The sequence below is a fragment of the Rhizobacter sp. Root1221 genome (assembly GCF_001425785.1).
Classification (GTDB): Bacteria; Pseudomonadota; Gammaproteobacteria; order Burkholderiales; family Burkholderiaceae_C; genus Rhizobacter.
This window is the reverse complement of record NZ_LMDI01000075.1, coordinates 56,102-80,058: the sequence shown is the minus strand read 5'-3', so window position 1 is coordinate 80,058 and position 23,957 is coordinate 56,102. Positions and strand designations below refer to the sequence as shown.

Sequence of the window (23,957 nt, the reverse complement as noted above, 5' to 3'; positions counted from 1 at the left end):
CCGATTGCCTGAGTGGAAACCCATACGCGGGCGAGGCGGTCGGCGCTTTTGCCGTGCGAAATTACCCATTCATCGACCCGGTGGAGTCGATCGCGTCCAGGCCCGGTTCCCGGCGCATGTAGGAAGCCAACGACATCCGGCCGTGCTCCGAGCCGACACCCGGTCACGCCGTTGCCATCTGTCGCCAGCCGCCTGACATCCTTATCGTGGGAATCTCAATAACACCAAGGAGCCAACCATGACGTTGGGAACCATTCTGTTGATCGTGCTGGTCCTGCTGCTGATCGGTGCATTGCCGAGCTGGCCGCACAGCCGCAGCTGGGGCTATGGCCCCACCGGCGGTCTCGGGCTCGTGCTGGTGGTCGTGGTCATCCTGCTGCTGCTGGGCAAGATCTAGAAGAACGCACCTGAAGAAATCGCCTCCAAGGAGGGGGCTGCCGAGCGAGCCGACCGCGGCCCGCTCGCTCTCAAGCTGCCAAAAACACGGGCTTCACTTTTTCAGCTGCTGCCAGAGGTAGCTGAATTCGAGTGCCTGGAGATGAGCGCGCTGGTCGTTGTCGGCGGCGCCGCCGTGCCCGCCTTCGATGTTCTCGTAGTACAGCACCGGATGACCCTGCGCCATCATGCGCGCGGCCATCTTGCGGGCGTGCGCGGGGTGCACGCGGTCGTCGCGGGTGGACGTGGTGAACAGCACGCGCGGGTACGCGGCGCCGGTCCGGACGTTCTGGTACGGGCTGTACGACGAAATGAAGGACCACTCGGCCGCGTCGTCGGGGTTGCCGTACTCGGCCATCCACGAGGCCCCGGCCAGCAGCGTGTGGTAGCGCCGCATGTCGAGCAGCGGCACCTGGCACACCACCGCGTTGAAGAGGTCGGGGCGCTGCACGAAGGTGGCGCCCACCAGCAGGCCGCCGTTGCTGCCGCCCATGATGCCGAGGTGTTTCGGTGACGTGACGCCGGTGGCGACGAGGTGCTCGGCCACCGCGATGAAGTCGTCGTAGCTGCGCTGCTTGTGGGCCTTGACGGCGGCCTGGTGCCAGCGCGGGCCGTACTCGCCGCCGCCGCGGATGTTGGCCACCACCAGCACGCCACCGCGCCGGTACCAGGCCCGGCCGAAGCCGCCCGAGTACCAGGGTTTCAGCGAGATCTCGAAGCCCCCGTAGCCGTACAGCAGCGTGGGGTTGTTGCCATCCGCCGTGGCGCCGGCCGGCCACACCACGAAGTAGGGCACCCGTGTGCCGTCCTTCGACGTGGCAAACCGCTGCTCGGCCCGTTGGCCCGTGGCATCGAAGAGGGCCTCGCGCGACTTCAACGGCTCGCGCCGGTCGTCGGCCGTGCTGCCCAGGTACAGCGAGTCGGGGGTCAGGAAATCGGTGTAGGTGAGCAGGTAGTTCTCGGCCAGGTCGTCGGCAGGCAGCAGCGGGTCGTGCAGCGGGCTCACGCCCAGGCTGCCGGGGAACGGGGCCTCGATGGGGCGGCCGGTGAACGTGCCGCCGGCCTTGTGCCACCGCTCGAGGCGGCTCGCCACGTTGTCCATCACGTTGAGCAGCACGTGGTCACGCGTGAAGGTGTACCCGGCGAGCGACCGTTCGGCCGTGGGCGTGAACAGCGGCTGCAGGTGCCGCTCGCCGCGCAGGTAGGCCGCGGCGTCGGTGTGCAGCAGCGAGCCGCTCGGGAACTGCGTGCCGCCGGCGTCCAGGGGGCTGCGCAGGCTCAGCAGCAGCGTGTCGCGCAGGAAACTCGGCGAGGCGTCGCTCGGGATGTCGAGCGGCACGAGGCTGCTGCCGTCGAGCAGGAAGAACTTCTGGTTGTAGAAGTCGGTGGCGCGGCTGAAGAGCGTGCGCTCGAAGCCCGGGGTCTTGTCGACCGAAACCCCCACGGCCACGTCCTTCGCTTCGCCCTCGAACACCGTGACCGCCGCGCTGAGCGGTGTGCCACGCTGCCAGCGCTTGATGATGCGCGGGTACCCCGAATCGGTCATCGAACCCGGGCCGAAATCAGTGCCCACGAACAGCGTGTCGGCGTCGACCCAGTCCACATCGGACTTGGCCTCGGGCAGCTGGAAGCCGCCGTCGACAAAGCGTTTCTCGACGGCGTCGAACTCGCGGATCACCTTCGCATCGGCGCCGCCGCGCGACAGCGAGATGAGGCAGTGCCGGTAGTCCGGGCCGAGGCATGTGGCGCCGCCCCAGACCCAGTTCTCGTTCTCGGCGGCGGCGAGCGCGTCGAGGTCGATGACGGTTTCCCACTGCGGTGCGGGCAGTTTGTACTGCGCGAGCGTGGTGCGGCGCCACAGGCCGCGCTTGTGGGTGTCGTCCTGCCACAGGTTGTAGAGCCACGCGCCGCGGCGTGCCACGAACGGGATGCGGTCGCGGGCGTTGAGCACCTCGAGCAACTGCGCCCGCGTGGGGCCGTACTCGGGGCGAGCCATCAGTTCCGATTGCGTGAGCTGGTTCTGCCCGCGCACCCAGTCGAGTGCCGCCGTGCCTTGCACGTCCTCGAGCCACAGCAGGGGGTCGTCGGTCTCGGGTGCGGTGCGGACGGGGTCGGTCATGGTGGTGCAGGCGGACAGGACAAGAAGGGCCAGCCACGCGGCGGCCCGGGGAAGCAGAGCCAAGGTCAGGCAGTCAGGTGTTCGGGATGCCGCTGCAGGTAACCCTGCACGTACGAACACACGGGGTCGACCTTGAGCCCCTCGGCGCGCGCGAACGCCAGCGCCTGTTCGACGAGTGCGGCCGCAACACCGTGGCCCCGCAGCGACGGGTGAACCGCCGTGTGGGTCATGACGAGCGTGCCGTTCGACAGCACGTAGTCGGCCACGTTCAGGTGGCCGTCGATGGTGGTCTCGAAGCGCTGCAGCGCAGCGTTGTGGATCACGTCGGGGGCGGGTCGTTCCATGGCACGTCGGGAAGCTGCGGGAGGCCCATTCTGACGCAGACCCTCCTGCACGCCGTGGCGGGGGGCATGTTTCCCCCTGGCCCGCGTGCGGTCAGCCTCTCAGCCCGGTGTGAGCCGCTCGGGGGTGACCTCGACGGACCGTTGGCCGTCGCCGATCCATGCGGTGCCGTCCTGCACCGTGACCTGCAGCTGCATCGTGCGCTGGGCGAGTTCGGCGAGGGCCTGGCTCTGCTCGGCGGGCACCTGCCACACGGTGACGTTGCGCGCGCGGGTGATCTTCGTGGCCACGCCGCTCCACCAGATGGCCGAGCTCGAGGCGAAGCTGTACACCGTGACCCGTTCGGCGCGCGGCGCCGACTTCATCATGCGCTTGTCGTCGGGCTGGCCCACGTCGATCCAGTGGACGATCTGGCCCGTGAGGTCCTTCTGCCACAGGTCGGGCTCATCGGTGTCCCACAGGCTCTTGGCGAACTCGAGCGTGCCGTTGTGGTTGTCCTGGGGCACGTTGAGCGCGTAGGCCAGCACCCGGATCATCATCCGTTCGTCGGTTTCCGACGGGTGGCGGGCGATGGTGATACCGTGGTCGCCGTAGACGTTGCGGTCCATGTCGGCGATCTGCAGGTTGGCTTTGTAGATCGTGGCTTTGAGCGCCATGGGTGGGGGCCGGTTCGAAAGAGTGGATCCGGATTAGACCAGATGGCCCGCGCCCGGCGACAATGCCGGTCGATGACGACAGAGCGGGTGTACCGATGACGATGAAGAAGTTCGACCTGGCCAAGCAGATGGCCCTGAAGATCGAGGGCAAGCGCAAGGGCGCTGGCGCCCCCGACCGGTTCGCGCAGGGCGCGGCCGTGGCACTCGACAAACGCGAGCAGCGCAAGCGCGATGCGGCCGCCGGCCTGGTGCCATTCGCCTGCAAGCTGCCCGCCGACCTGGTGGCCCGCATCAACGCGCAGGGCGCCGACCACGAAGGGGGCGTGAACGCGCTCCTGGTGGACCTGCTGGAGAAGGGGCTCGGCTGAGCCCCTTGCGGGTCAGGGCGCCGAAGCGGGCGCCGTGGGCCGTGGCACCACCACCCCCGGCGTCAGCTGGATCTCCTCCTGCGCGCGAACACCGGTCACGTAGTGCCGGGTCTCGCCGAAGCAGGTGGTGGGCAGGCCCACCTTTTCCACGTAGTGCAGCGCCACGCGCTGGCCCATCACGGCGTTGACCTGGGCGGCCACGGCGTCGTCGTGGATCGTGAAGAGGAACTTCTCGGGCGTGCTGCCCGGCAGTGACACGAGCGCGAGTTCACCTTCCCAGGTCTTGCAGAGCCAGCCCTTGCGGGACAGCTTCTGCACCCAGCCGGCGCGTTCGCCGCTGGCGTAGTTCCAGCTGAGCACCACGGCAAAGTAGGCCGCCACGAGCAGCAGCGGAACGAGCACGGCCAGCAGCCATTTGGCAAAACGCATTGAATCGATCTCCCTCGACAACCCCGGCACGGCGCGCGGGGTCCTTGTTCTGTTCGGAGCGAAGTCTACCTGCCGCGTGTCACCCGTAGACAGCCACGACCTGGTAGCCGATGGACGCGAGTTCGCCCGAGGGCGTCCAGAGCTTGGACACCTGGTTGACGTAGCCGCCGGCAGCAGCGATCACGTCGGTGTCCACGCGCCACCAGGCGTCGCCCTGTTCGGCGTCGGCCACCGGGCGCAGTTCGAGTTCCCACGACACCGAACTGGCCGGTGCCGGCTTCGTGAAGCGGCTGATCACGGGCGACGGCGGGGAGTCGGCCAGCAACACGGTCAGCAACTCGGGCGCCACGGTTTCGCTCTTGAGGCGCAGGTGGATGCGGCTGTGCCAGCTGTCGGCACCGCTGTAGGGCATGGTGCCTTCACCCCAGCGGAAGTCGAAGTGCTGCGTGAAGTTGGGTGTCACGCCGGGCAGGAACGGCACCTGGATCGACTGGTCGGGTGAGCGCGCCACCTCGGGGCGGGCCGGGGCCATCACCGGCACCACCGTGTCGCGCGGCGTGCCGAACACACCCAGCAGGATGGCGGACGTCTGGCCGTTCTGTCGCACCAGCGCCTGCACCTGGCGCACGTGTTTGCCTTCGCGCAGTACCTGCACCGACACCTCGAACACACCGCGTTCGACCGGGCCGATGAAACTCGTCTGCAGGGCCCGCAGGCTCACCTCGGGCGGCCACGCGGGGCCGGCCACGTCGCGCATCGCCTGCACGGCCAGCGTGGCGATCAGGCCGCCGAACGTGGTGCGGCCCTGCTGCCAGTCTTCCGGGATCTCGAACGTGACGGTGCGTGCGGCGGCGTCAAGCGTGCGGGCGGCCAACAGGGCGGAAAGCGTGGTGAGGGCGGACATGGGTGAACTGCAAAATCGAACGATCGTGCATTATCGGGCGCCTGCGGCATGGTGTGCCGGGAACAGCCGGTCGAGCGCCGACAGGAAGCTGGCGAACGCGATGGGTTTGGTCCAGTAGTCCTCGAACCCGGCCGCCAGCGCCCGCGCGATGTCCTCCGACATCGCGTTGGCCGACAGCGCGATGCACGGGATGCCCGCGGTGGCCGGTTCGCCACGCAGGCGGCGGATCACCTCGAAGCCGTCGATGTCGGGCAGCTGGATGTCGATCAGGATCAGGTCGGGCTTCAGCAGCGCGGCACGTGCCACCCCGGCCATGCCGGTGGAACTGGACTCGATGGCCAGGCCGGCGTGTCCACGCACCAGCTCCTCGACGAGGAGCTGGTTGACGGGGTTGTCCTCGATGTAGAGCACCTGGCCCGCGCGGCCGGGCTTGGCGTGGACCGCGGGTCCGGTGGCCGGCATGTCGCCGGGGCCGGCCACGGCGGTGTTGTCGAACCGGGGCAGCCGCACCGTGAACCGTGAGCCGCTGCCGGCCTCGCTCGCCACCTCGATGGCGCCGCCCATGCGCTCCAGCAGCGCCTTCACGACCGCCAGGCCGATGCCGGTGCCCTCGATGCCTTCGCGTTCCACCCCGAGGCGGTTGAACGGCTCGAACAGCTGGCCCAGCTGCTGGCCGGTCATGCCGCGGCCCGTGTCGACGACGTCGAGCGTGACGGCGTTGCCGTGGATGGTGCCGGTCACGGTCACGTGGCCGCCCGGGCGGTTGTACTTGATCGCGTTCGTCAGCAGGTTGATGGCGACCTGCCGGATGCGGGTGCGGTCACCCCACGCCACCCCGGGCACGTCCCCGATCCCCACTTCCACGCCGTGTTGCAGTGCGAGCGCGTGGACGAGGGGCAGTGTGTCGTCCAGCACCTCGGCCAGCGGCACGGGTTGCAGCTCGACGCGGAGCTGGCCCTGTTCCAGGCTGGAGAGGTCGAGCACGTCGTTGATGAGTGCCAGCAGGTGCTCGCCCGCCGAATGGATGTGGGCGACCTTCTCGCGCTGGTCCGGCGCGAGGCTCGCGCCCCGCTGGAGCAACTGCGCGAACCCGAGCACGGCATTGAGCGGCGTGCGCAACTCGTGGCTCATGCGTGAAAGGAAACGGGACTTCGCCTCGCTTTCGCGCTGGGCGATGAGCTTCTCCTGGCGTTCGGCCTCGGCGGTGACACGCTCGTGGATGTCCCAGTTCACGCCGATCTGGCGCACCGGCACCCCGTTCGCGTCGTACACCGGCACGGAGCGCGAGGCGAGCCAGCGGTAGCTGCCGTCGGGCATGCGCACGCGGAACTCGTACGTGCACATGCGGTGGTTGCGCACGGAGGCCTCGTTGACCTCGATGATGTGGGGCAGGTCTTCCGGGTGGCTCAGCTCGAAGCGCAGGCGGTCCACGTTCGCGCCCGGGGCCGGCATGAGGCCGCGCAGCGCGAACATCTGGGCGTCCCACGTCGCGCGGTCCGTCTTGACGTCACGTTCCCACGTGCCGATGCCGGCACCGTGGGTGGCGAGTGCGATGCGGTCGTTGGCCTGGCGCAGCGCGGTCTCGGTCTCCACGCGGTGCGTGATGTCCATCGTGATGCCGAACAGCACCGGCTGGCCGTCCCGCACCTCGCGGCAGGACCGGTTGACGAGCCACCGCACCCGGCCGTCGGGCCGGACGATGCGGTACTGGTGTTCGATGGGGGTGCCGTTCGACGCCAGCATGTCGGCATGGGCGTTGCGCATCCGGGCCCGGTCGTCGGGGTAGATGACCTGTTCGAGCCACTCGTGGCGCGTGGGCAGGCCGTCGCGCGGCGAGCGCCCCACGATCTCGAACATCTGCGAGTTCCACTCGGGCGCACGCGTGACCGGGTCGCGGCTCCAGATGCCCAGGCCCGCCGCAGCGGCGGCGATCTCGAGGCGCTTGGTCACCTCGCCCATGTGGCGGGATTTCTCGACCTGTTCCGTCACGTCGAGCCCCACGCCCACGAACTCGAGCGGTTGGCCGTGTTCGTCCCGGCGCAGGATGCGGCGGGTCAGCAGGTAGCGCCAGGAGCCGTCGGCACGGCGGTACCGCGCCTCCATGTCCACGGGGCGGTCGGATGTCAGGGCCTCTTTGGCGGTGGCCAGCACCTGCGGCAGGTCATCCGGGTGGATCAAGGCGCGCACCTCGGCGAGGCTCAGGCCCTCGGCGCGCGGCTCGATGCCCACGATCTCGAACGCGCGCTCGTCGTAGAACATGCGGTCGAGCCGGAGGTCGTGCCGCCAGGTGGCGATGTTGCCGAGCTCCACCGCCATTTTCAGTTGCGCGCTGGTGTTGTTGTGGCGTTCCAGGATGCCCAGCCGGCCGACGTCCTGGGCCGTGCCGAGCAGCACCGCGAGGCGCTGGGTTTCGGTGGTGTCCTGGAGCACCATCTGCCACCGGGCCCCTGCCGGCGCTCCCTGCCCTCCGGGCAGCGGGGTCAACGACAGCAGGCCGGTGCGGGCTGTTCCGGACCGGTCGGTCCACGGCAACGCCACGCCGGCGACGGCGGCGTGGCCGGCGAGCGCCGCGTGCACCTGCGCCCACGGCGCGCCCGGCGCTGCAGGCGCGGAAGCGGCCTGCAGCAGCGGCACCACCGGCTGCTGCAGCACCTGCGCCGAGGCGTGGCCGCTCGCGCGCTCGAAACCAGCGTTGACCCAGAGGATTCGGCCGTCGGCATCCAGGAACGCCAGCAGATCGGACGCCGCATCGAGCAGCGCGGCCCAGGCTGGTGGGGCCGTGCTCGCTGGCGGCGGTGGGCGAGGTGGGGCCATTGAAACCGGGGTGGCGACGTCGAAAATGGACGCCCTGGCAGTTTATGCGCGCCGCCGCCCCGGTGCCCCCGGGGAAGCCCCCGCGGGCGGTTCAATGTGCCGGCCGGTTCACGCGTCCGCGACTTTCAGCACGAGCTTGCCGAAGTTTTCGCCGTTGAACAGTTTCAGCAGGGTTTCGGGGAAGGTGTCGATGCCGTCCACGATGTCTTCCTTGCTCTTCATGCGGCCGTCGCGCAGGTAGCCCGACAGTTCCTTGATGGCCACGGGATAGCGGTCGGCGTAGTCGAACACCACGATGCCTTCCATGCGGGCGCGGTTGACCAGCAGCGACATGTAGTTCGACGGGCCCTTGACCGGCGTCGTGTTGTTGTACTGGCTGATGGCGCCGCAGATCACGATGCGGGCCTTGCGGTTGATGCGGGTGAGCACCGCGTCCAGGATGTCACCGCCCACGTTGTCGAAGTAGATGTCCACGCCATCGGGGCAGGCCTGCCGCAGCCCGTCCTTGATGGGGCCCGCCTTGTAGTCGACGCAGGCATCGAAACCGAGTTCGTTGACGACCCAGTCGCACTTGGCCTTGCCGCCCGCGATGCCTACCGTGCGCAACCCGAGGATCTTGCCGAGCTGGCCCACCGTCTGCCCCACCGCGCCGGCCGCGCCGGAGACGACCAGCGTCTCGCCGGCCTTCGGCTGGCCCACGTCCATCAGGCCGAAGTAGCCGGTCATGCCGGGCATGCCCAGCACGTTGAGCCACTGGGTCAGCGTGCCGGCCGCCGTGTCGATCTTCGCGAGGCCGGTGCGGCGCACGTCCGCCGCAGGCACCAGGCAGTGCGTCTGCACGCCGAGCGAGCCGCTCACGTGGTCGCCTTCGCGGAATGCGGGGTTCTTCGACCCGATCACCACGCCCACGCCGCCCGCGCGCATCACGTCGCCCAGGCCCACGGGCGGGATGTAGCTCTTGCCTTCGTTCATCCACCCGCGCATGGCCGGGTCGAGCGACAGCGCGAGGGTCTTGACCAGCACGTCGCCGTCGGCCAGTGCGGGCACCGGCTCGTCGGTGACACGCCAGTTGTCCCGGGTGGGCATGCCGACCGGCCGGGCGGCTAGGCGGATCTGGTGGTTCGTTGGAGTGGCCATGGTGGAGTGTTTCCGGAGGATGCTCGAGGAGGGCGATCGTAGCGGCGGGGTGGGGCGGGCCGTGTCGCGCAGATGTCAGAGGTCGCCCACAGCAGGGGGGGCTCATGCCTGACAGCCGGGGCGGCTCCCCGTTCTTATAGTCGTCCGGATGAGAACGAACAAGGATGTTTCCCCATGAGCCTTCTCCACCAACGCCTTGTCGGGGCCACCCTGCTGGCCGCCTGGCTGGCGCTGGGAGCCGCCGTGGCCGCACCTCCCGTCCAGAGCGTGGCGAAGGTCGATCTCGGACGGTACGCCGGCACGTGGTACGAACTGGCGCGGTTGCCGAACCGTTTCCAGGACCAGTGCGTGGGGGATGTCTCGGCCACCTACAGCCCGAACCCCGACGGGTCGATGGGGGTGGTGAACCGGTGCCGCAAGGCCAATGGTGACATCGACCGCATCGAGGGCCGGGCCACCCTGGCGGCGGGCGACACGAGCGGCGCGAAGCTGAAGGTGAGCTTCCTGCCGAGCTGGCTGCAGTGGTTCCCGGTGGGCCGCGGTGACTACTGGGTGGTGTTGCTCGACCCGGAATACCGGTATGCGGTGGTCAGCGAACCGGGCCGGGAGTACCTGTGGATCCTGGCCCGTACGCCGGCGATGGATGCGCCGGCCTACGAGGCCGTCGTCGACCAGCTGCGTGCGGGCGGGTACCCGGTGGACCAGCTCGTGCGCACGCCACACTCGACCATCCCGTCGCCCACCGCGAAGCAGGTGCAGCGGCTGTTGTGGATGGGCGCTGGCCCGGCCGCGCCGCGCCGCGTGGCGCTGTAGGGGCGAAAGGCAGGGGCGAAAAAAAAGCGGCCCGGAGGCCGCCTTTCACTGGATGGCTGCCGCACGGGGCGGCAAGCGGTCCATCAGAGCACGCGAATGTTCGCAGCTTGCAGGCCCTTCTGGCCTTGCTTCACTTCGAATTCGACGCGCTGGTTTTCCAGCAGCGTCTTGAAGCCGTTGCCAGAGATGTCGCGGAAGTGCGCGAACAAGTCGGCACCGCCAGCGTCCTGAGCGATGAAGCCGAAGCCCTTGCTCTCATTGAACCACTTCACGGTACCGGTTTGGGTTTGGGTCGTCATGGGACGAAATCCTATCTAATCACAAAATAACGCGCAGCAACATGCCGTGCGTGCAGTCACACTCAAGAGGAAGGATTCGGGGGGGATTTCTAACGAACCGGCCTGGAACCAGGGCGGCATCACGAAAATATCACTCACCAGAACCGACTTGCGGGTTCCTGTGGCGCGACTATACACCACACCCGGGCCCTGCGGGGCCGATGCCCCGCCTTTTCGCTCGCCCGCCGTCCTGCGCTGCAGCCCGTGGCCGTCGCTGACACAATGCGGCGCACCCCCGAACTCGACGCATCCGCAGAAGGAATCCCCATGAAAACACGTGCCGCCGTGGCCTGGAAGGCCGGCCAGCCGCTCACCATCGAAACCGTCGACCTGGAAGGCCCGCGTGCCGGGGAAGTGCTGGTCGAGATCAAGGCCACCGGCATCTGCCACACCGACGCCTACACGCTGTCGGGCGCCGATCCCGAAGGCCTGTTCCCGGCGATCCTGGGCCACGAAGGGGCTGGTGTCGTGGTGGATGTGGGTGCGGGCGTGACGTCGCTGCGCAAGGGTGACCACGTGATCCCGCTGTACACGCCCGAGTGCCGCCAGTGCAAGTTCTGCCTCTCGCGCAAGACGAACCTGTGCCAGCAGATCCGCAGCACGCAGGGCAAGGGCCTGATGCCCGACGGCACGAGCCGCTTCTCGATCGACGGGAAACCCATCCTGCACTACATGGGCACGTCCACCTTCGCGAACCACATCGTCGTGCCGGAGATCGCACTGGCGAAGATCCGCACGGACGCCCCGTTCGACAAGGTCTGCTACATCGGCTGCGGTGTCACCACCGGCATCGGCGCGGTGCTGTTCACGGCCAAGGTGGAAGCGGGTGCCACCGTCGTGGTGTTCGGGCTCGGCGGCATCGGCCTCAACGTGATCCAGGGTGCGAAGATGGTGGGGGCCGGCAAGATCATCGGCGTCGACCTGAACCCCGAGCGCGAAGCCATGGCCCGCCGCTTCGGCATGACCGACTTCATCAACCCGAAGCTCGTCGACAACGTCGTCGACACCATCGTGCAGCTCACCGACGGCGGCGCCGACTACAGCTTCGAGTGCATCGGCAACACGAAGGTGATGCGCCAGGCGCTCGAGTGCACGCACAAAGGCTGGGGCCGCAGCATCATCATCGGCGTGGCCGAGGCCGGCGCCGAGATCAGCACGCGGCCGTTCCAGCTGGTGACCGGACGCAAGTGGGAGGGCTCCGCCTTCGGCGGCGCCCGCGGCCGCACCGACGTGCCGAAGATCGTCGACTGGTACATGGAAGGCAAGGTCAACATCGACGAGCTGATCACGCACAAGCTCAAGCTCGAGCAGATCAACGAGGGGTTCGACCTGATGCACCGCGGCGAATCCATCCGCTCCGTCGTGGAGTTCTGAGATGGCCGTCGAGGTGCTGAGCGAGCACGCCTGCTTCGGTGGCGTGCAGGGGTTCTACCGGCACGACTCGGACGTCATCGGCCTGCCGATGAAGTTCGGCGTGTACCGCCCGCCGCAGGCGGCGCACGGCCCGGTGCCGGTGCTGGTGTACCTCGCCGGACTCACCTGCACCGAGGAGACCTTCGCCATCAAGGCGGGCGCGCAGCGGTACGCCGCGCAGCACGGGCTGATGCTGGTCACGCCCGACACCAGCCCGCGTGGCACCGGCGTGGCCGGGGCCGACGCGGCCTGGGACTTCGGCGACGGCGCGGGCTTCTACCTCGACGCCACCGAGGCGCCGTGGCGCGAACGCTGGCGCATGGCGTCGTACGTCACGCAGGAGCTGCATGCGCTGGTTCCGCGAGAATTTCCCGCGCAGGCCGACCGGGTGGGACTCTTCGGCCACTCGATGGGCGGCCACGGTGCGCTCACCCTCGCGTTGAAACACCCCGGCCTGTACCGCAGCGTGTCGGCCATCGCGCCCATCGCCGCGCCCACGCAGTGTCCGTGGGGCCACAAGGCCTTCCTGGGTTACCTCGGCGATGACCGCCCGGCCTGGGCCGCACACGATGCCACCGAACTGGTGAAGGACGGCGCCCGGGTGCCGCCGCTGCTCGTCGACCAGGGCCTGGCCGACAAGTTCCTGGCCGAGCAGTTGCACCCGAACCTGTTCGAAGACGCGTGCCGCGCCGCGGGCCAGCCCCTCGTGCTGCGCCGCCACGGCGGGTACGACCACGGCTACTACTTCATCCAGACCGTGGTGGCCGACCACCTGGCCCACCACGCGCAGGCGCTGCACGCATGAAACTCTCGGTGCTCGACCAGTCGGTGTCGCTTGCCGGGTCCACCGAGGACGCGGCCATCCGCGACACGCTCGACCTGGCCGTGTTCTGCGAAGGGCTCGGTTACCACCGCTTCTGGCTCAGCGAGCACCACAGCCTGCCCACCATCGTGGGCAGCGCACCCGAGGTGCTGATGGCGGCCATCGCCGCGCGCACGTCGCGCATCCGCATCGGCAGCGCGGGCGTGATGCTGCCGCACTACGCGTCGCTGAAGGTGGCCGAGCAGTTCCGCGTGCTCGAAGCGCTGGCGCCGGGCCGCATCGACCTCGGCGTGGGCCGTGCACCGGGCGGCGACATGCGCACGGCGCAGGCGCTCAACCCGCACGGCTTCGGGTCGGCCGACCACTTCCCCGGCCAGATCCAGGACCTGCTCGCGTGGACCGCCAACCAGCGCCACAAGGGCATCGACGCCCACCCGCGCGGCGCATTTGCGCCGGAACTGTGGGTGCTGGGGAGCTCCGACTACGGTGCGCAGCTCGCCGCGCAACTCGGCCTGCCGTACGCGTTCGCGTACTTCTTCACCGACGGGCAGGGCGCCGAGCAGGCCGTCGAGACCTACCGCCAGCTGTACCGCGGCAGCGAGCGGCACCCGTTGGCGTCGCCCACGCTGTGCGTGTGGGCGCTGGCGGCCGACACCGAGGCCGAAGCCCGCCACCACGCGCTGAGCCGCGAACGGTGGCGGGTGGACCGGGGCCGCGGCGTGCTGCGGCCGTTGCCGTCACCCGACGTGGTGGCCGAACAGGGTTTCACCCACGACGAGATGCTCACCGTGGCGCCGATGCGCGAGCGCGGGTTCGTGGGCAGTGCCGCGCAGGTGGCGCAAAAGCTGCGCGCGCTCGCCGATCGGTTCGAGCTTGGCGAACTCGTTGTCAACTGCTGGGCCCACGACCCGGCCGTGCGCCGCCGGTCGTACGAGCTGCTGGCCACCGAGTTCGCGCTGGCCCGCACCTGAACGCGCCGGGTCGCTGTTGTCGGCCCCGAGCCACAAAGCGCATGAAAGCGCGGAGAGTTGGCACAACGTGGCAATGCCGGCGTGCCACGGCGCGCCGGCCGCCGCACAATGGTCACGGGGCCCTGGCGGCCCCGAGCTTGACTGACGCGCGGGACAGCACCATGACCATCATCGATTTCGAACTCCGTGGCGAGTTCATTCCCCTCGACGCCTTGTTGAAGGCCACCGGCATGGCGGGCAGCGGCGGTGCCGCGAAGGCCCTGGTGGCCGATGGCCGGGTGGCCGTCGATGGCCAGCCCGAACTGCGCAAGACGTGCAAGGTGCGTGCGGGCCAGGAGGTCAACGTCACCGGGGTGTGCGTGAGGGTGCATGCCCCCACGATGCCGGCATCGCTCGACTGAAAACCCCGGCGGGCAACGACAAACCGCCCGGCAGTGCGGGCGGTTGGGTGGGGTGTCCGTTCGTCAGAACGAGAACTTGTAGCCCACCGTGTAGAGGTCGGTGTTGACCTTGCCGTTGCCGGTGCCTTCGAAGCGGTAGCGCTCCCATTCGGCGCTCAGTGCGTGGTTCTTGGTCAGGTCGTACTGCACGCCCAGGCCGCCCTTGACGTTCATGCCGTCGTCGGTGATCTCCGTGCCGGAGCGGCCGTCCTTCAGCTTGCCCTGGAACAGCCCCAAGCGGCCCGTGGCCGACAGCGCACCCACGACCGGGAACCGGCCCACGGCGTCGAGGTACACACCCTGGCCGCGCAACGAGCCGGCCGAACTTTCGAAGCGGCCGGTGTTCATCACGCCCAGTTCGGCGCCGAAGTACGGGTTGAAGTGGTAGCCGGCGAACACCTTGGCGCCCGCGTCGGAGCGGTCGGTGGGGGCGTCGGGCAGGTCGTCGCCCTTGAGCCGGGTGGCACCCGCGCCCACGCCCACGTACGGGCCGCTGTGCTGCGGGTCGATGAATTGGGCCTGCACGGGCAGGGCGAGGGCGGCGGCACCGGAGGTGACCATCGCGGCGATCAGCTGGCGTTTGACATGTCGGGACATCGTCTCGTTTCCTTTCAGCGTCATCTCACACCGCCGGGGTGGCGGGTGATGCAACTCCGCGCACACCGAAGCGGCGGGAGTGAAAACGATGATCGGTGGCGAGATCCGCGTTCCCCAGCGGACAGCGGCGCGGGGGGCTGTCGGGATGCGGAGCCAATGACTGTCGGCGAAGGCCTACAGCCGGCTCACCCGCCCCGCGAGGCCTTTTCCCGGCGGGCCTTCTCGCGCAGCATGAAGAGGTACAGGCTCTCGACCTTCGCGCGCGCCCAGGGCGTCTTGCGCAGGAACTTCAGGCTCGACGAGATGCTGGGGTCGCTCTTGAAGCATCGGATGTCGATCTGGCCGGCCAGGCCGTCCCAGCCGCCGAACTCGACCAGTTCCTCGAGGATGCGCTCGAGCGTGATGCCGTGGAGCGGGTTGCGCGCCTGCGGGGGTGGGGGCGGTGGGGTGTCAGCCGACAAAGTACAGCACCGTGAAGTAGTGGCAGGCCGTGCCGGCCAGCACGAACAGGTGCCAGACGCCGTGCGCGTGGCGCCAGCGTTCGTCGTTGGCGTAGAAGATGATGCCGGCCGTGTACATCAGGCCGCCGGCCACGAGCCAGAAGAGGCCCCACGCGGGCAACTGCCGGAAGAGGGGCACCGCGGCAATGACGCCGAGCCAGCCCATCGCGACGTAGAGCGGCACCGACGGCACGCGGTCGCGGCCGAGGGCCAGTTCCTTGACGATGCCGATGATGGCGAGCCCCCACACCGTGCCGAAGAGCGCCCAGCCCCACGGGCCACGCAGCGTGACGAGCGTGAAGGGCGTGTAGGTGCCGGCGATGAGCAGGTAGATGGCGCAGTGGTCGAACTTCACCAGCACGCGCTTGGCCGCGCCGCGCACGCTGTGGTACGCGGCGGACGCACCGTACAGCAGCACCATGGTGGCCGCGAAGATGCTGAAGCTCACGACCTGCCAGGCGTCGCCAGCGCGTGCGGCCTGGACGATGAGCACGGCAGAACCGGCGGCTGCGAGCAGCAGGCCGGCGAGGTGAGTGACGCTGTTGAACCGTTCTCCCGGGTACATGGGTTCTCTTCTCTGGGTTGGTTGTCCGTTCCGGCGAGGCTACCAGAACGATGTGGCAGGACGCTGATGGCATCATTGACCCCCATGACCGCCTCCCTGTCCTCGACCCTGACGCCGCCATACGCCCAGCCGCTTCGCCTGGGCCGCGCCCTCGCCACCACCGGACACGCCGTCGTCAGCCCCGACGGGCTGTGCGCGCTGATCGGCACCGCCCCGGATGCGCTCGATGCCCTGCGCCCCTCGTGGGACGACCTGCCGCCCGACGCCTACCTGCGCGATGGCGGACGCTACCGCCGCCGCCGCCACGCCTGTTTCATCGTCGAGGACACGCAGATCGATCCGGTGCCACACCGGGCGCACTGGCAGCCGGTCGAGTACAACGCCTTGCACGGCGGTCTCGAACGGTGGTTCGAACCCATGTCCCGGGCCGTTGTCGACCAGCCGGTATGGTCACGCCTGGTGGTGGCGTTGGCTGGCACCTGCTCTGCGCTGAAGGGCGCGCAGCCCTGGTACGTCGAAGCCCACCAGTTCCGCATCGACACCACCGACGGCATCGGCCGGCCCACGCCCGAGGGCGCACACCGCGACGGGGTCGACTTCGTCGCCGTCGTGCTGGTGGGCCGCGATGGGGTCAAGGGGGGGGAGACCCGGGTGTTCGAGGCGGCGGGCCCGCATGGCATCCGCTTCACGATGACCCAGCCGTGGACGATGCTGATGCTGGACGACGCGAAGGTCATCCACGAGAGCACCCCCATCCAGCCGGTGGGTGAACACGGCCACCGCGACACGCTGGTGCTGACATTCCGGGCCGGAGGCTTCCAGGGCCCGGTGCCGGCAGGGTCTTGAACGCGGGGCCAGCGCCCCCAGGTTGGATAATCACTTTCCGGGTTGTTCCCGTTCACGAGGCCGTGTGTTGACCCAGTTCCTGAAGGACGTCCTGTCCACCCTGATCCGCCTGGTGCTGATCACTTCCGGCATCGTCATGGCCGGCATCGTGCTGGTGCTGGCCGTGGTGCTCGGTGCTGGCGTGCTGGTGTGGAGCCTGCTCACCGGGCGCCGGCCGCAGTTCCGGTTCCAGCGCATGGACCCGCGGGCCACCATGGCCGGCATGCGGGCGCGTGCGCAGGCCCACGCACCGCGGCGCCAGCCGCAGGCGGTCGAGGTCATCGACATCGAGGCCCGCGAGATCAAGGACTGAGCGGCTGGGCCTCTGGGCCGGGCGCCGCAGCGCCCGGCGTCACCCTCAGCGGATGACGTTGTAGCCGCGCCCCGTGAGGCAGCGCTTGAGCACCGTGCCGCGGTCCGCATCCTTCGCCTGGCGTTGGCCCAGGATGCCGAGCGACGCCCGGTCGGCCGCCGCACCGGCCACGCGGCCGGCGAAGCGGGTCACGTCGTCCAGGTTCTGGTTGGCGAGTGCCACGCAAGCCTGGTAGTCCGTGCGGTACTTGGCAGCGTCCACCTTCGACGGGTCCACCAGGTCGTAGCCTGCAAGCGGCTCCGGCGGGAGGTCGAGTTCGAGCGTCGTGCAGGCCGTCAGCGACAGGAGGCCGAGGGTGATCGCGGCAGCAAGCAGGGGGCGCGGCAGGTTCATGAGGCACATCTCTCGAAAGTGGGTAGGGTGGCCATTGTCGTTCACCTGCTGGCGGGGCGATGAAGGTTGAGGCGGCTCATGCAGGAATGTCGATTTGACTTTTGCTGCGGAGGTCTTGGGCTGGCCTCCTTGCCTGCCTTGCACTTGGGGCGAGCTCGGCGGCGAAGTCTGAGACATGCAGTGCCGCAGGGAAGGGGCGTTCCGGGATGGAAGCGGTCACCGTTTCGTCCGGTCTGACGTCCACCACCCCAGCAAGACAAGCAGCGCAGGGCGCATGAGCATGTCAAACGCTGACACGTGATCCCTGTGCTCCCGTAGAGCAGCTTCTCCAAGCAACATGCCTCCTCGTTGGAGATGTGCTGCCCTGAAGGAATGCACTTGAACGGATGTCGGACCTGCCGGACAGGCACATTGGCCGCATAGGCGCTGCTCGGCGCGATTCACTGCACCGCATGCGAAACAAGACCACGAATAGTTGGGCATGTAGGGAATGATGGACTACTTCAGCCGGGATGCTTCTGGCTGGGGGCCGACGATTTGGTGGTCGAAGGCCATGCGCCGAGTATCAATGGGCGCCGAAAGCGTTCAACAGCTTGGCAGCGGCCTCCTCCCCTGCGGATCGCCGCCTCAAATCTTGATAGCACGTCTCAGACGCTGGTGGCATGGCTCGGCTTCCGGAACATCACCACAGCCCCCCACCTTAACGTTCGCTTCACCCAGCCCTAACCACCTCTTAACCGGTGACCCCTATCGTCAGGTTCAACGCGGACACCTCTGTCCGCAGCCAACCAGCCAAGAGGCCATCCATGACACTCAAGACCTTGAACGTTTCGCTGATCGCCGCCGGGGTACTGGCGGTGGGCACGGCCGGGGCTTTCGCGCTCAAGCCGGAGTTCTCGAACCCGTCCGCCGCCGGAATGGCCAGCGTGGCCGCGGTGACGGCCCCATCGGCCGCGGTGGCGCCGGTGCCGGCGCAGAGCATGGTGCCGAACTACCGCGCGATCGTGGCGCAGTCCGGGCCTGCCGTGGTGGGGGTCACCGTCGAAGGCATGCACAAGGTGACCCGCGAGGAGATGCCGCAACTGCCCCCCGGCGCCGAGAACGACCCGTTCTTCCAGTTCTTCCGGGGGCTGCCCGGCATGCAGGGGCGCGGGCGCAACCAGCAGACCCCGTCGCAGCCGTTCAAGGGGCAGGGCTCCGGCTTCATCGTCAGCAGCGACGGCCTGATCCTCACGAACGCGCACGTGGTGCGCGAGGCGAAGGAAGTGACCGTCAAGCTCAACGACCGCCGCGAGTACAGCGCGAAGGTGCTCGGCAGCGACACCACCACCGACGTGGCCGTGCTGCGCATCGACGCGAAGAACCTGCCCACGGTGCGCCTTGGCGACCCGCAGGGCCTGGAGGTGGGCGACCCGGTGCTGGCCATCGGCGCCCCCTACGGCTTCGAGCAGACCGCGACGAGTGGTATCGTGAGCGCCAAGGGCCGTTCGCTGCCGGGCGACGCGATGGTGCCGTTCATCCAGACCGATGCCGCCGTGAACCCCGGCAACTCGGGTGGCCCGCTGTTCGATGGCAGCGGGGCCGTGGTGGGCATCAACGCCCAGATCTACTCCCAGACCGGCGGTTTCCAGGGCCTGAGTTTCGCGATCCCCATCAACGTGGCGCTGAAGGTCAAGGACCAGATCGTGGCCACCGGCAAGGCGTCCCACGGCCGCCTCGGTGTCGTGATCCAGGACCTGAACCAGAGCCTGGCCGAATCGTTCGGCCTGCCGCGTCCGGACGGCGCACTCGTCTCGAAGGTGGCGCCCGACAGCGCCGCTGCGGCGGCCGGCATCAAGCCGGGTGACGTGATCCTCGAGGTCAACGGCCAGCCGGTGGAGCGGTCGGGTTCGCTGTCGAGCCGCGTGGGCCTGTCAGCCCCTGGCGACAAGGTGAAGCTCAAGGTGTGGCGCGACAAGTCCGCCCGCGAGATCGACGCCAAGCTCGGCGGCCTGCCGAACGAGGACACCGACGTGGCCGCGAACAACGCGGGCGAAGGGGGCAAGCTCGGCCTGGCGCTGCGCCCGCTGACGAAGGAAGAGCGGCGCGCGAACAACCTCGAGCAAGGCCTCGTGGTCGAAAACTCCGCCGGCCCGGCCGCCCGCGCCGGCATCAATCCGGGCGACGTGGTGCTGGCCATCAACGGCAAGCCGGTCACGTCCGTGGAGCAGGTGCGCAGCGTGATCGAGGGCAAGCCGAAGAGCGTGGCGCTCCTCATCGAGCGCGACGGCGAACGCATCTTCGTCCCGGTGAATTTGGGGTGACCCCCGACGGCGCTTCGCTCGCCTGATGCTTGTCGTTCCGGCGAAAGCCGGGACCCACTGGGCCGGTGGGCCCCGACTTTCGTCGGGGTGACCAGAGAACCAGCCGATGCGCAGCGAGGCGAAGGGGGCCGGCACTCTTGATGCGCGGGATAGATAACGGTGCCGCTGGAGACAGTGGTCGCGCGGGGGATTGGCCACTCGAAGCGCCCGAGCAAAGGCCCATGCCACAGGTTTTCGTGTCGGAAGTCGTGAATGGGCAGCGTAGGAATTGGCCGCGCCGGCCCGGATCGATGAAACGGTTCGCGTCCGTTGGTTGCCTAATGAAGTATTCGGGCAACCGGAAAGGACGAACCATGACGAAGCCAACGACAAAACTCGCTGTACTGGCCGCTGCGCTGGTGCTGTCCGCCGGCACCGCGCTGGCGCAGGACCTGCTGCCGCTGCCACCCGTCAAGCAATCGGGCAGCGTCAGCTATGTGAGCGGGGGGGTGCCTGACGAGCAGCTCCCAGCCATCCAGCAGGCGCGCGCGTCGTACCCGCTCGTGATCGAGCTGTACCAGAAGGCCGGCGCGAAGAGCGAATACACCTCGGACGCGCAGATCCGCCTCAAGAACAGAAAGGGCGAGGTGGTGCTCGACGACAAGTCGGACGGCCCGTTTTTCCTCGTGCGCACCCCACCCGGCACCTACGAGGTGGAGGCGACGCTGAACGGCAAGGCCCTCACGCAGCGCGCCGTGGCGGTGCCCGCGAAGGGCTCGCGGCGCGTGGTGTTCGTGTTTCCTCAGGCCACGGACTGACCCGTCAGCCCGAGGTCATCAACGCGGTATAGCGGCGCTGCATCTCCTCGGGGGTGAGCGCCTCGTTTTCGCTGCCGATCAGCCAGGTGTGGCCGAACGGGTCGCGCACCCGGGCCGCGCGTTCACCGTAGAACTGGTCGGTGGGGGGCATCGTGACGGTGCCCCCCGCAGCTTGCGCCTGCGCCACCACCGCATCGCAGTCGTCCACGTGCAGGTGCACGCAGGACGGGGTGTCTTCGCCGGGGCGCGGGGCGCGCATGCCGAACTCGGGGAATTCGTCGGACAGCATCACGATGGCGGGGCCGAACCGCACCTCGGCGTGTCCGATGCGGCCGGACGGTTCGACGAGCCGGAACAGTTCCTCGCCGCCGAACGCGCGCGTGTAGAAATCGATCGCGGCGGCCGTGTCGGCCACACGAAGGTAGGCAAAGACCTCGTGGATGCGGGACGTGTGGCTCATCGAAGACCTCCGGTTCGGTGCAGTGGACGTGTCATCGTAGGGCGGCAGGCCTTGGCTGTATTGGACGTTTTTCAAGTGCCACGTGTTCGGGCTGCTCGGCACTGACCGGGCGGTACGCCCCTGGGGTGATGCCCGCCAGGCGCCCGAAGTCGCGGATCAGGTGCGGCTGGTCGGCGTAGCCGGCGTCGAGCGCAGCCTCTGCCCAATCGGCCGGCGGCCCTGCGGCGAGGCGCCGCACCAGCGAGTGGAAGCGTTGCACGCGCGCAAACCGTTTGGGCGTGAGCCCCACCGCGCGCTCGAAGCGGGCGGTGAAGGCCTGGGGCGACAGCCCGCTCGCGCGCTGCACCGGAGACACGGTGGCCAGCGCCGGATGCTGGCGGAAGCGGGCGAGGGCGTCGGCCACGAGCGGGTCCGGGGCCGCGCCGGGGCGCAGGCGCCGAACCAGGAACGCTTCCAGGCGGCGCAGCCGCTCCGGGGCGTCGGGCGCATGCTGGAGCCAGTCCCGCAGGTCGTCGGCATCGGTGCCCCACAGGCCATCGAGGGCCACGGTGCGGTTGCGCAAATCTGCAAGCGCGCCACCCAGCAGCGCCGCCGCGCCACCCGGGCGGAAATGCACCCCCACCGCGCAGGACGGTCCGCCGGTGCCGCGCACCACGGCTTGGTCGTGGGCACCTTGCACCACACCCCCGCGAAACACCTGGCCCACGGCATCGGCCTCGTCGGCAAACCGGGTGATGGCCGGCTGCAGCAGCGGGATCACGATGTCGACACACCCGGTGGGCAACTTGCGCTCGCGGGCGTGGGGCAGGGTGCCGCGCTCGCTCGTCCAGAGCAGCGCCACGAATGCGCTCAGCGGGGCGGCGGGGACCTGCTGGTGCAGCATGCCCGCCTCCCGGCCGTCAACCGATGCGGCCGATCAGCAGGTACTCCATCAGGGCCTTCTGGACGTGCATGCGGTTCTCCGCCTCGTCCCAGACCACGGACTGCGGGCCGTCGATGACGTCGGCCGCCACTTCCTCGCCACGGTGCGCGGGCAGGCAGTGCATGAACAGGGCGTCGGGTTGGGCGACGGCCATCATCTCGCGGTCGACACACCAGTCGGCGAAGGCCGTCTTGCGCGCTTCGTTCTCGGCCTCGTAGCCCATGCTCGTCCACACGTCGGTGGTGACGAGGTGGGCACCGCGGCAGGCGTCGAGCGGGTTCTTGAACACCTTCACGCAGTTGGTGTTGGACACACCGGCCACCTTCGGGTCGAGCTCGTAGCCGCTCGGGGTGCTCACGTGCAGCGTGAAGCCGAGGATGTCGGCGGCCTGCAGCCAGGTGTTGGCCATGTTGTTGCCGTCACCGACCCACGCGACCACCTTGCCCTGGATGGAGCCGCGATGTTCGATGTACGTGAACACGTCGGCGAGGATCTGGCAGGGGTGGTACTCGTTGGTGAGCCCGTTGATCACCGGGACGCGCGAGTTCGCGGCAAAGGCCTCGAGCTTGGTCTGCTCGTAGGTGCGGATCATCACCAGGTCGACCATGCGGCTGATGACCTTCGCGCTGTCCTCGATGGGCTCGGCGCGGCCGAGCTGGCTGTCGCCGGTGGTGAGGTTCACCACGGAGCCTCCCATCTGGTACATGCCCGCTTCGAAGCTCACGCGGGTGCGTGTGCTGGCCTTCTCGAAGATCATCGCCAGCGTGCGGTCGACGAGCGGCGTGTACTTCTCGTAGTTCTTGAACCGCTGCTTGATGACCGCGGTGCGCGCGAGCAGGTAGGCGTATTCCTCCGTGCGGAGGTCCTTGAACTGCAGGTAGTGCTTGATGAGGCTCATACCGGGCTTCATGGGGTGGTCTTGGCCAGGAACGACTTGATCAGCGGAGCGAGGATCGCCACGATCTGCTGGGCTTCGTCGGCGGTGAGGATCAGGGGCGGCACGAGGCGGATCACCTTGTCGGCCGTCACGCTCAGCAGCAGGCCGGCCTCGGCCGCCTGGCCGAGCAGTTCGTTGCACGGGCGGGCCAGTTCGATGCCGATCATCATGCCGTGGCCGCGGATTTCCACGAAACCGTCGAGGCCCTTCAGCTCGCGCTTGAGGCTGGACGACAGCAGCGCACCCACCGTGGCGGCGTTGGCGAGGAGGTTGTCCTCTTCCATGATGCGGATGGTCTCGACGCCGGCGCGCATGGCGAGCGGGTTGCCACCGAACGTGGTGCCGTGGTTGCCGGGGCCGAGCACGTGGGCCGCCTTGGGGCCGCACACCACCGCACCCACCGGCACGCCCGAGCCGAGGCCCTTGGCGAGCGGCATCACGTCGGGCAGGATGCCGGCCCACTGGTGGGCGAACCACTTGCCGGTGCGGCCCATGCCGCACTGCACTTCGTCGAGCATCAGCAGCCAGCCCCGGTCGTCGCAGATGCGGCGCACGGCCTGGAGGTATTCGACGGTGGCGGGGTTGATGCCCCCTTCGCCCTGGATCACCTCGAGGAACACCGCGACGATGTTCGGGTTGTCACGCGCCTGCGCCTCGATGGCGGCCACGTCGTTCAACGGCACGCGCACGAACCCTTCGACGAGCGGGCCGAACCCGGCCTGCACCTTCGGGTTGCCGGTGGCCGACAGCGTGGCGATCGAGCGGCCGTGGAAGGCCTTCTCGTAGACGATGATCTCGGGCCGGTCGATGCCCTTGTCGTGCCCGTACTTGCGGGCGATCTTCAGCGCGGCTTCGTTGGCCTCGAGGCCGGTGCTGCAAAAGAAGGCGTTCGTGAGGCCCGACAGCGCGGTGAGCTTGGCGGCGAGGGCTTCCTGCAGCGGCACCTGGTAGTAGTTGCAGCTGTGGATCAGCTTGCCCACCTGGTCCTGCAGCGCCGGCACGAGCTTCGGGTGGGCGTGGCCCAGCGTGTTGACGGCGATGCCCGCGAGGCCGTCGAGGTACTTCTTGCCGTTGGTGTCCCAGACCCACACGCCCTCGCCGTGCGACAACGCAAACGGCAGGCGGCCGTAGGTGTTCATCACATGGGACTCGGCGTTGGCGGCGGTCTTGGCGGGGGCGGTCATGGCAGGGGCTCCAGGGGGCAACGCGACAAAAAACATCCGGGGCCGAACGACGGCCCCGGGAGGTTTTTGATTCTAGGGCCAGTCACCGCTGCGCACGTG

The 23,957-nt window shown here is 68.8% G+C and carries 27 protein-coding genes; 11 read left to right on the top strand and 16 right to left on the bottom strand.

Annotated elements, in window-relative coordinates; translation table 11 throughout:
* Positions 1 to 238 precede the first annotated feature (238 nt).
* Complete coding sequence (locus tag ASC87_RS31375; protein ID WP_082569041.1) at positions 239 to 397, top strand: DUF3309 family protein; 159 nt, start codon at positions 239 to 241, stop codon at positions 395 to 397.
* 93 nt (positions 398 to 490) lie between these two features.
* Here the strand turns inward: ASC87_RS31375 and ASC87_RS28770 are convergent, their stop codons facing one another.
* The 3 genes from ASC87_RS28770 to ASC87_RS28760 all read right to left on the bottom strand — a co-directional run bounded on the left by ASC87_RS28770 (position 491) and on the right by ASC87_RS28760 (position 3,552).
* Positions 491 to 2,554, bottom strand: coding sequence for a prolyl oligopeptidase family protein (locus ASC87_RS28770; protein WP_056671573.1), 2,064 nt, complete (start codon positions 2,552 to 2,554; stop codon positions 491 to 493).
* Between the two features lie 65 nt (positions 2,555 to 2,619).
* Entirely contained in the window at positions 2,620 to 2,898 is a 279-nt protein-coding gene (locus tag ASC87_RS28765) for a GNAT family N-acetyltransferase (RefSeq protein ID WP_056671324.1), read from the bottom strand.
* A 99-nt stretch (positions 2,899 to 2,997) separates the two neighbouring features.
* Complete coding sequence (locus ASC87_RS28760) at positions 2,998 to 3,552, bottom strand: YaeQ family protein (protein ID WP_056671323.1); 555 nt, start codon at positions 3,550 to 3,552, stop codon at positions 2,998 to 3,000.
* Between the two features lie 95 nt (positions 3,553 to 3,647).
* Here ASC87_RS28760 and ASC87_RS28755 point away from each other — a divergent pair, with 95 nt between their 5' ends.
* Positions 3,648 to 3,920, top strand: a complete 273-nt coding sequence (locus ASC87_RS28755) for a hypothetical protein (protein WP_200954573.1) — start codon at positions 3,648 to 3,650, stop codon at positions 3,918 to 3,920.
* Positions 3,921 to 3,932: 12 nt separating this feature from the next.
* Here ASC87_RS28755 and ASC87_RS28750 read toward each other — a convergent pair whose 3' ends face one another.
* From ASC87_RS28750 to ASC87_RS28735, 4 genes are all read right to left on the bottom strand, one after another.
* Complete coding sequence (locus ASC87_RS28750; protein WP_056671320.1) at positions 3,933 to 4,349, bottom strand: hypothetical protein; 417 nt, start codon at positions 4,347 to 4,349, stop codon at positions 3,933 to 3,935.
* 79 nt (positions 4,350 to 4,428) lie between these two features.
* Entirely contained in the window at positions 4,429 to 5,253 is an 825-nt protein-coding gene (locus ASC87_RS28745) for an acyl-CoA thioesterase II (RefSeq protein ID WP_056671318.1), read from the bottom strand.
* A 30-nt stretch (positions 5,254 to 5,283) separates the two neighbouring features.
* Positions 5,284 to 8,067 carry a PAS domain-containing hybrid sensor histidine kinase/response regulator gene (locus tag ASC87_RS28740; RefSeq protein ID WP_056671316.1) on the bottom strand — a complete coding sequence of 928 codons (2,784 nt, stop codon included), beginning with the start codon at positions 8,065 to 8,067 and terminating at the stop codon, positions 5,284 to 5,286.
* A gap of 108 nt (positions 8,068 to 8,175) precedes the next feature.
* A complete protein-coding gene (locus tag ASC87_RS28735) occupies positions 8,176 to 9,204 on the bottom strand; it encodes an NADP-dependent oxidoreductase (protein ID WP_056671314.1) in 1,029 nt (342 codons plus the stop codon).
* Between the two features lie 174 nt (positions 9,205 to 9,378).
* Between ASC87_RS28735 and ASC87_RS28730 the strand changes: the two genes are divergently transcribed.
* Complete coding sequence (locus tag ASC87_RS28730) at positions 9,379 to 10,017, top strand: lipocalin family protein (RefSeq protein WP_082569040.1); 639 nt, start codon at positions 9,379 to 9,381, stop codon at positions 10,015 to 10,017.
* 83 nt (positions 10,018 to 10,100) lie between these two features.
* Here the strand turns inward: ASC87_RS28730 and ASC87_RS28725 are convergent, their stop codons facing one another.
* On the bottom strand, positions 10,101 to 10,316 hold the full coding sequence (locus tag ASC87_RS28725; protein WP_056671312.1) for a cold-shock protein: 216 nt from the start codon (positions 10,314 to 10,316) through the stop codon (positions 10,101 to 10,103).
* A gap of 306 nt (positions 10,317 to 10,622) precedes the next feature.
* Here ASC87_RS28725 and ASC87_RS28720 point away from each other — a divergent pair, with 306 nt between their 5' ends.
* The 4 genes from ASC87_RS28720 (at position 10,623) to ASC87_RS28705 (ending at position 13,963) form a co-directional block, all read left to right on the top strand.
* On the top strand, positions 10,623 to 11,729 hold the full coding sequence (locus tag ASC87_RS28720; protein WP_056671310.1) for an S-(hydroxymethyl)glutathione dehydrogenase/class III alcohol dehydrogenase: 1,107 nt from the start codon (positions 10,623 to 10,625) through the stop codon (positions 11,727 to 11,729).
* Position 11,730: 1 nt separating this feature from the next.
* A complete protein-coding gene (fghA, locus tag ASC87_RS28715) occupies positions 11,731 to 12,573 on the top strand; it encodes an S-formylglutathione hydrolase (RefSeq protein WP_056671308.1) in 843 nt (280 codons plus the stop codon).
* Positions 12,570 to 13,562 (top strand): LLM class flavin-dependent oxidoreductase, encoded by a 993-nt coding sequence (locus tag ASC87_RS28710; RefSeq protein ID WP_056671306.1) that lies wholly within the window; start codon positions 12,570 to 12,572, stop codon positions 13,560 to 13,562. Before fghA ends, ASC87_RS28710 begins: the two co-directional genes overlap by 4 nt.
* Positions 13,563 to 13,723: 161 nt before the next feature.
* A complete protein-coding gene (locus ASC87_RS28705; RefSeq protein ID WP_056671304.1) occupies positions 13,724 to 13,963 on the top strand; it encodes an RNA-binding S4 domain-containing protein in 240 nt (79 codons plus the stop codon).
* 63 nt (positions 13,964 to 14,026) lie between these two features.
* On the opposite strand, the gene ASC87_RS28700 is transcribed toward ASC87_RS28705, so the two are convergent.
* The 3 genes from ASC87_RS28700 to ASC87_RS28690 form a co-directional block, all read right to left on the bottom strand.
* Positions 14,027 to 14,599, bottom strand: a complete 573-nt coding sequence (locus ASC87_RS28700) for a porin family protein (RefSeq protein ID WP_056671301.1) — start codon at positions 14,597 to 14,599, stop codon at positions 14,027 to 14,029.
* Between the two features lie 185 nt (positions 14,600 to 14,784).
* Positions 14,785 to 15,060, bottom strand: coding sequence for a VF530 family DNA-binding protein (locus tag ASC87_RS28695; protein WP_056671299.1), 276 nt, complete (start codon positions 15,058 to 15,060; stop codon positions 14,785 to 14,787).
* Positions 15,050 to 15,664, bottom strand: coding sequence for a hemolysin III family protein (locus ASC87_RS28690; protein WP_056671298.1), 615 nt, complete (start codon positions 15,662 to 15,664; stop codon positions 15,050 to 15,052). The genes ASC87_RS28695 and ASC87_RS28690 overlap by 11 nt, the downstream gene beginning before the upstream one ends.
* A gap of 84 nt (positions 15,665 to 15,748) precedes the next feature.
* Between ASC87_RS28690 and ASC87_RS28685 the strand changes: the two genes are divergently transcribed.
* Complete coding sequence (locus ASC87_RS28685) at positions 15,749 to 16,510, top strand: 2OG-Fe dioxygenase family protein (protein WP_056671296.1); 762 nt, start codon at positions 15,749 to 15,751, stop codon at positions 16,508 to 16,510.
* A 67-nt stretch (positions 16,511 to 16,577) separates the two neighbouring features.
* A complete protein-coding gene (locus tag ASC87_RS28680; RefSeq protein WP_056671294.1) occupies positions 16,578 to 16,862 on the top strand; it encodes a hypothetical protein in 285 nt (94 codons plus the stop codon).
* 45 nt (positions 16,863 to 16,907) lie between these two features.
* On the opposite strand, the gene ASC87_RS28675 is transcribed toward ASC87_RS28680, so the two are convergent.
* The gene (locus ASC87_RS28675; RefSeq protein WP_157604441.1) at positions 16,908 to 17,255 is read right to left on the bottom strand and encodes a hypothetical protein; all 348 of its coding nucleotides are present in this window, start codon (positions 17,253 to 17,255) and stop codon (positions 16,908 to 16,910) included.
* Positions 17,256 to 18,061: 806 nt separating this feature from the next.
* On the opposite strand from ASC87_RS28675, the gene ASC87_RS28670 reads away from it, so the two are divergent.
* Positions 18,062 to 19,558: a Do family serine endopeptidase gene (locus ASC87_RS28670; protein WP_056671289.1), complete on the top strand. Its 1,497-nt coding sequence runs from the start codon at positions 18,062 to 18,064 to the stop codon at positions 19,556 to 19,558.
* Between the two features lie 353 nt (positions 19,559 to 19,911).
* Positions 19,912 to 20,355, top strand: coding sequence for a carboxypeptidase regulatory-like domain-containing protein (locus ASC87_RS28665; RefSeq protein ID WP_056671288.1), 444 nt, complete (start codon positions 19,912 to 19,914; stop codon positions 20,353 to 20,355).
* 4 nt (positions 20,356 to 20,359) lie between these two features.
* Here the strand turns inward: ASC87_RS28665 and ASC87_RS28660 are convergent, their stop codons facing one another.
* The 4 genes from ASC87_RS28660 to ASC87_RS28645 are packed head-to-tail and all read right to left on the bottom strand — an operon-like array spanning position 20,360 to position 23,858.
* A complete protein-coding gene (locus tag ASC87_RS28660) occupies positions 20,360 to 20,815 on the bottom strand; it encodes a VOC family protein (protein ID WP_056671286.1) in 456 nt (151 codons plus the stop codon).
* A gap of 31 nt (positions 20,816 to 20,846) precedes the next feature.
* Positions 20,847 to 21,698, bottom strand: coding sequence for an AraC family transcriptional regulator (locus tag ASC87_RS28655; protein WP_056671284.1), 852 nt, complete (start codon positions 21,696 to 21,698; stop codon positions 20,847 to 20,849).
* A 16-nt stretch (positions 21,699 to 21,714) separates the two neighbouring features.
* A complete protein-coding gene (gene argF / locus ASC87_RS28650) occupies positions 21,715 to 22,647 on the bottom strand; it encodes an ornithine carbamoyltransferase (protein WP_056671282.1) in 933 nt (310 codons plus the stop codon).
* Positions 22,644 to 23,858, bottom strand: a complete 1,215-nt coding sequence (locus ASC87_RS28645; RefSeq protein ID WP_056671277.1) for an aspartate aminotransferase family protein — start codon at positions 23,856 to 23,858, stop codon at positions 22,644 to 22,646. The genes argF and ASC87_RS28645 overlap by 4 nt, the downstream gene beginning before the upstream one ends.
* Between the last annotated feature and the right edge of the window lie 99 nt (positions 23,859 to 23,957).

Excerpts from the sequence above, each read along its gene's own strand:
- ASC87_RS28655 (WP_056671284.1), bottom strand. The coding sequence starts at position 21,698 with ATGCTGCACCAGCAGGTCCCCGCCGCCCCGCTGAGCGCATTCGTGGCG.
- ASC87_RS31375 (WP_082569041.1), top strand. The coding sequence starts at position 239 with ATGACGTTGGGAACCATTCTGTTGATCGTGCTGGTCCTGCTGCTGATC.
- ASC87_RS28760 (WP_056671323.1), bottom strand. The coding sequence starts at position 3,552 with ATGGCGCTCAAAGCCACGATCTACAAAGCCAACCTGCAGATCGCCGAC.
- ASC87_RS28735 (WP_056671314.1), bottom strand. The coding sequence starts at position 9,204 with ATGGCCACTCCAACGAACCACCAGATCCGCCTAGCCGCCCGGCCGGTC.
- ASC87_RS28755 (WP_200954573.1), top strand. The coding sequence starts at position 3,648 with ATGACGATGAAGAAGTTCGACCTGGCCAAGCAGATGGCCCTGAAGATC.
- ASC87_RS28770 (WP_056671573.1), bottom strand. The coding sequence starts at position 2,554 with ATGACCGACCCCGTCCGCACCGCACCCGAGACCGACGACCCCCTGCTG.
- ASC87_RS28740 (WP_056671316.1), bottom strand. The coding sequence starts at position 8,067 with ATGGCCCCACCTCGCCCACCGCCGCCAGCGAGCACGGCCCCACCAGCC.
- ASC87_RS28765 (WP_056671324.1), bottom strand. The coding sequence starts at position 2,898 with ATGGAACGACCCGCCCCCGACGTGATCCACAACGCTGCGCTGCAGCGC.
- ASC87_RS28665 (WP_056671288.1), top strand. The coding sequence starts at position 19,912 with ATGACGAAGCCAACGACAAAACTCGCTGTACTGGCCGCTGCGCTGGTG.
- ASC87_RS28670 (WP_056671289.1), top strand. The coding sequence starts at position 18,062 with ATGACACTCAAGACCTTGAACGTTTCGCTGATCGCCGCCGGGGTACTG.
- ASC87_RS28745 (WP_056671318.1), bottom strand. The coding sequence starts at position 5,253 with ATGTCCGCCCTCACCACGCTTTCCGCCCTGTTGGCCGCCCGCACGCTT.
- ASC87_RS28675 (WP_157604441.1), bottom strand. The coding sequence starts at position 17,255 with ATGAACCTGCCGCGCCCCCTGCTTGCTGCCGCGATCACCCTCGGCCTC.
- ASC87_RS28705 (WP_056671304.1), top strand. The coding sequence starts at position 13,724 with ATGACCATCATCGATTTCGAACTCCGTGGCGAGTTCATTCCCCTCGAC.
- ASC87_RS28700 (WP_056671301.1), bottom strand. The coding sequence starts at position 14,599 with ATGTCCCGACATGTCAAACGCCAGCTGATCGCCGCGATGGTCACCTCC.
- ASC87_RS28750 (WP_056671320.1), bottom strand. The coding sequence starts at position 4,349 with ATGCGTTTTGCCAAATGGCTGCTGGCCGTGCTCGTTCCGCTGCTGCTC.
- ASC87_RS28720 (WP_056671310.1), top strand. The coding sequence starts at position 10,623 with ATGAAAACACGTGCCGCCGTGGCCTGGAAGGCCGGCCAGCCGCTCACC.
- ASC87_RS28685 (WP_056671296.1), top strand. The coding sequence starts at position 15,749 with ATGACCGCCTCCCTGTCCTCGACCCTGACGCCGCCATACGCCCAGCCG.
- argF (WP_056671282.1), bottom strand. The coding sequence starts at position 22,647 with ATGAAGCCCGGTATGAGCCTCATCAAGCACTACCTGCAGTTCAAGGAC.
- fghA (WP_056671308.1), top strand. The coding sequence starts at position 11,731 with ATGGCCGTCGAGGTGCTGAGCGAGCACGCCTGCTTCGGTGGCGTGCAG.
- ASC87_RS28690 (WP_056671298.1), bottom strand. The coding sequence starts at position 15,664 with ATGTACCCGGGAGAACGGTTCAACAGCGTCACTCACCTCGCCGGCCTG.
- ASC87_RS28725 (WP_056671312.1), bottom strand. The coding sequence starts at position 10,316 with ATGACGACCCAAACCCAAACCGGTACCGTGAAGTGGTTCAATGAGAGC.
- ASC87_RS28710 (WP_056671306.1), top strand. The coding sequence starts at position 12,570 with ATGAAACTCTCGGTGCTCGACCAGTCGGTGTCGCTTGCCGGGTCCACC.
- ASC87_RS28660 (WP_056671286.1), bottom strand. The coding sequence starts at position 20,815 with ATGAGCCACACGTCCCGCATCCACGAGGTCTTTGCCTACCTTCGTGTG.
- ASC87_RS28645 (WP_056671277.1), bottom strand. The coding sequence starts at position 23,858 with ATGACCGCCCCCGCCAAGACCGCCGCCAACGCCGAGTCCCATGTGATG.
- ASC87_RS28730 (WP_082569040.1), top strand. The coding sequence starts at position 9,379 with ATGAGCCTTCTCCACCAACGCCTTGTCGGGGCCACCCTGCTGGCCGCC.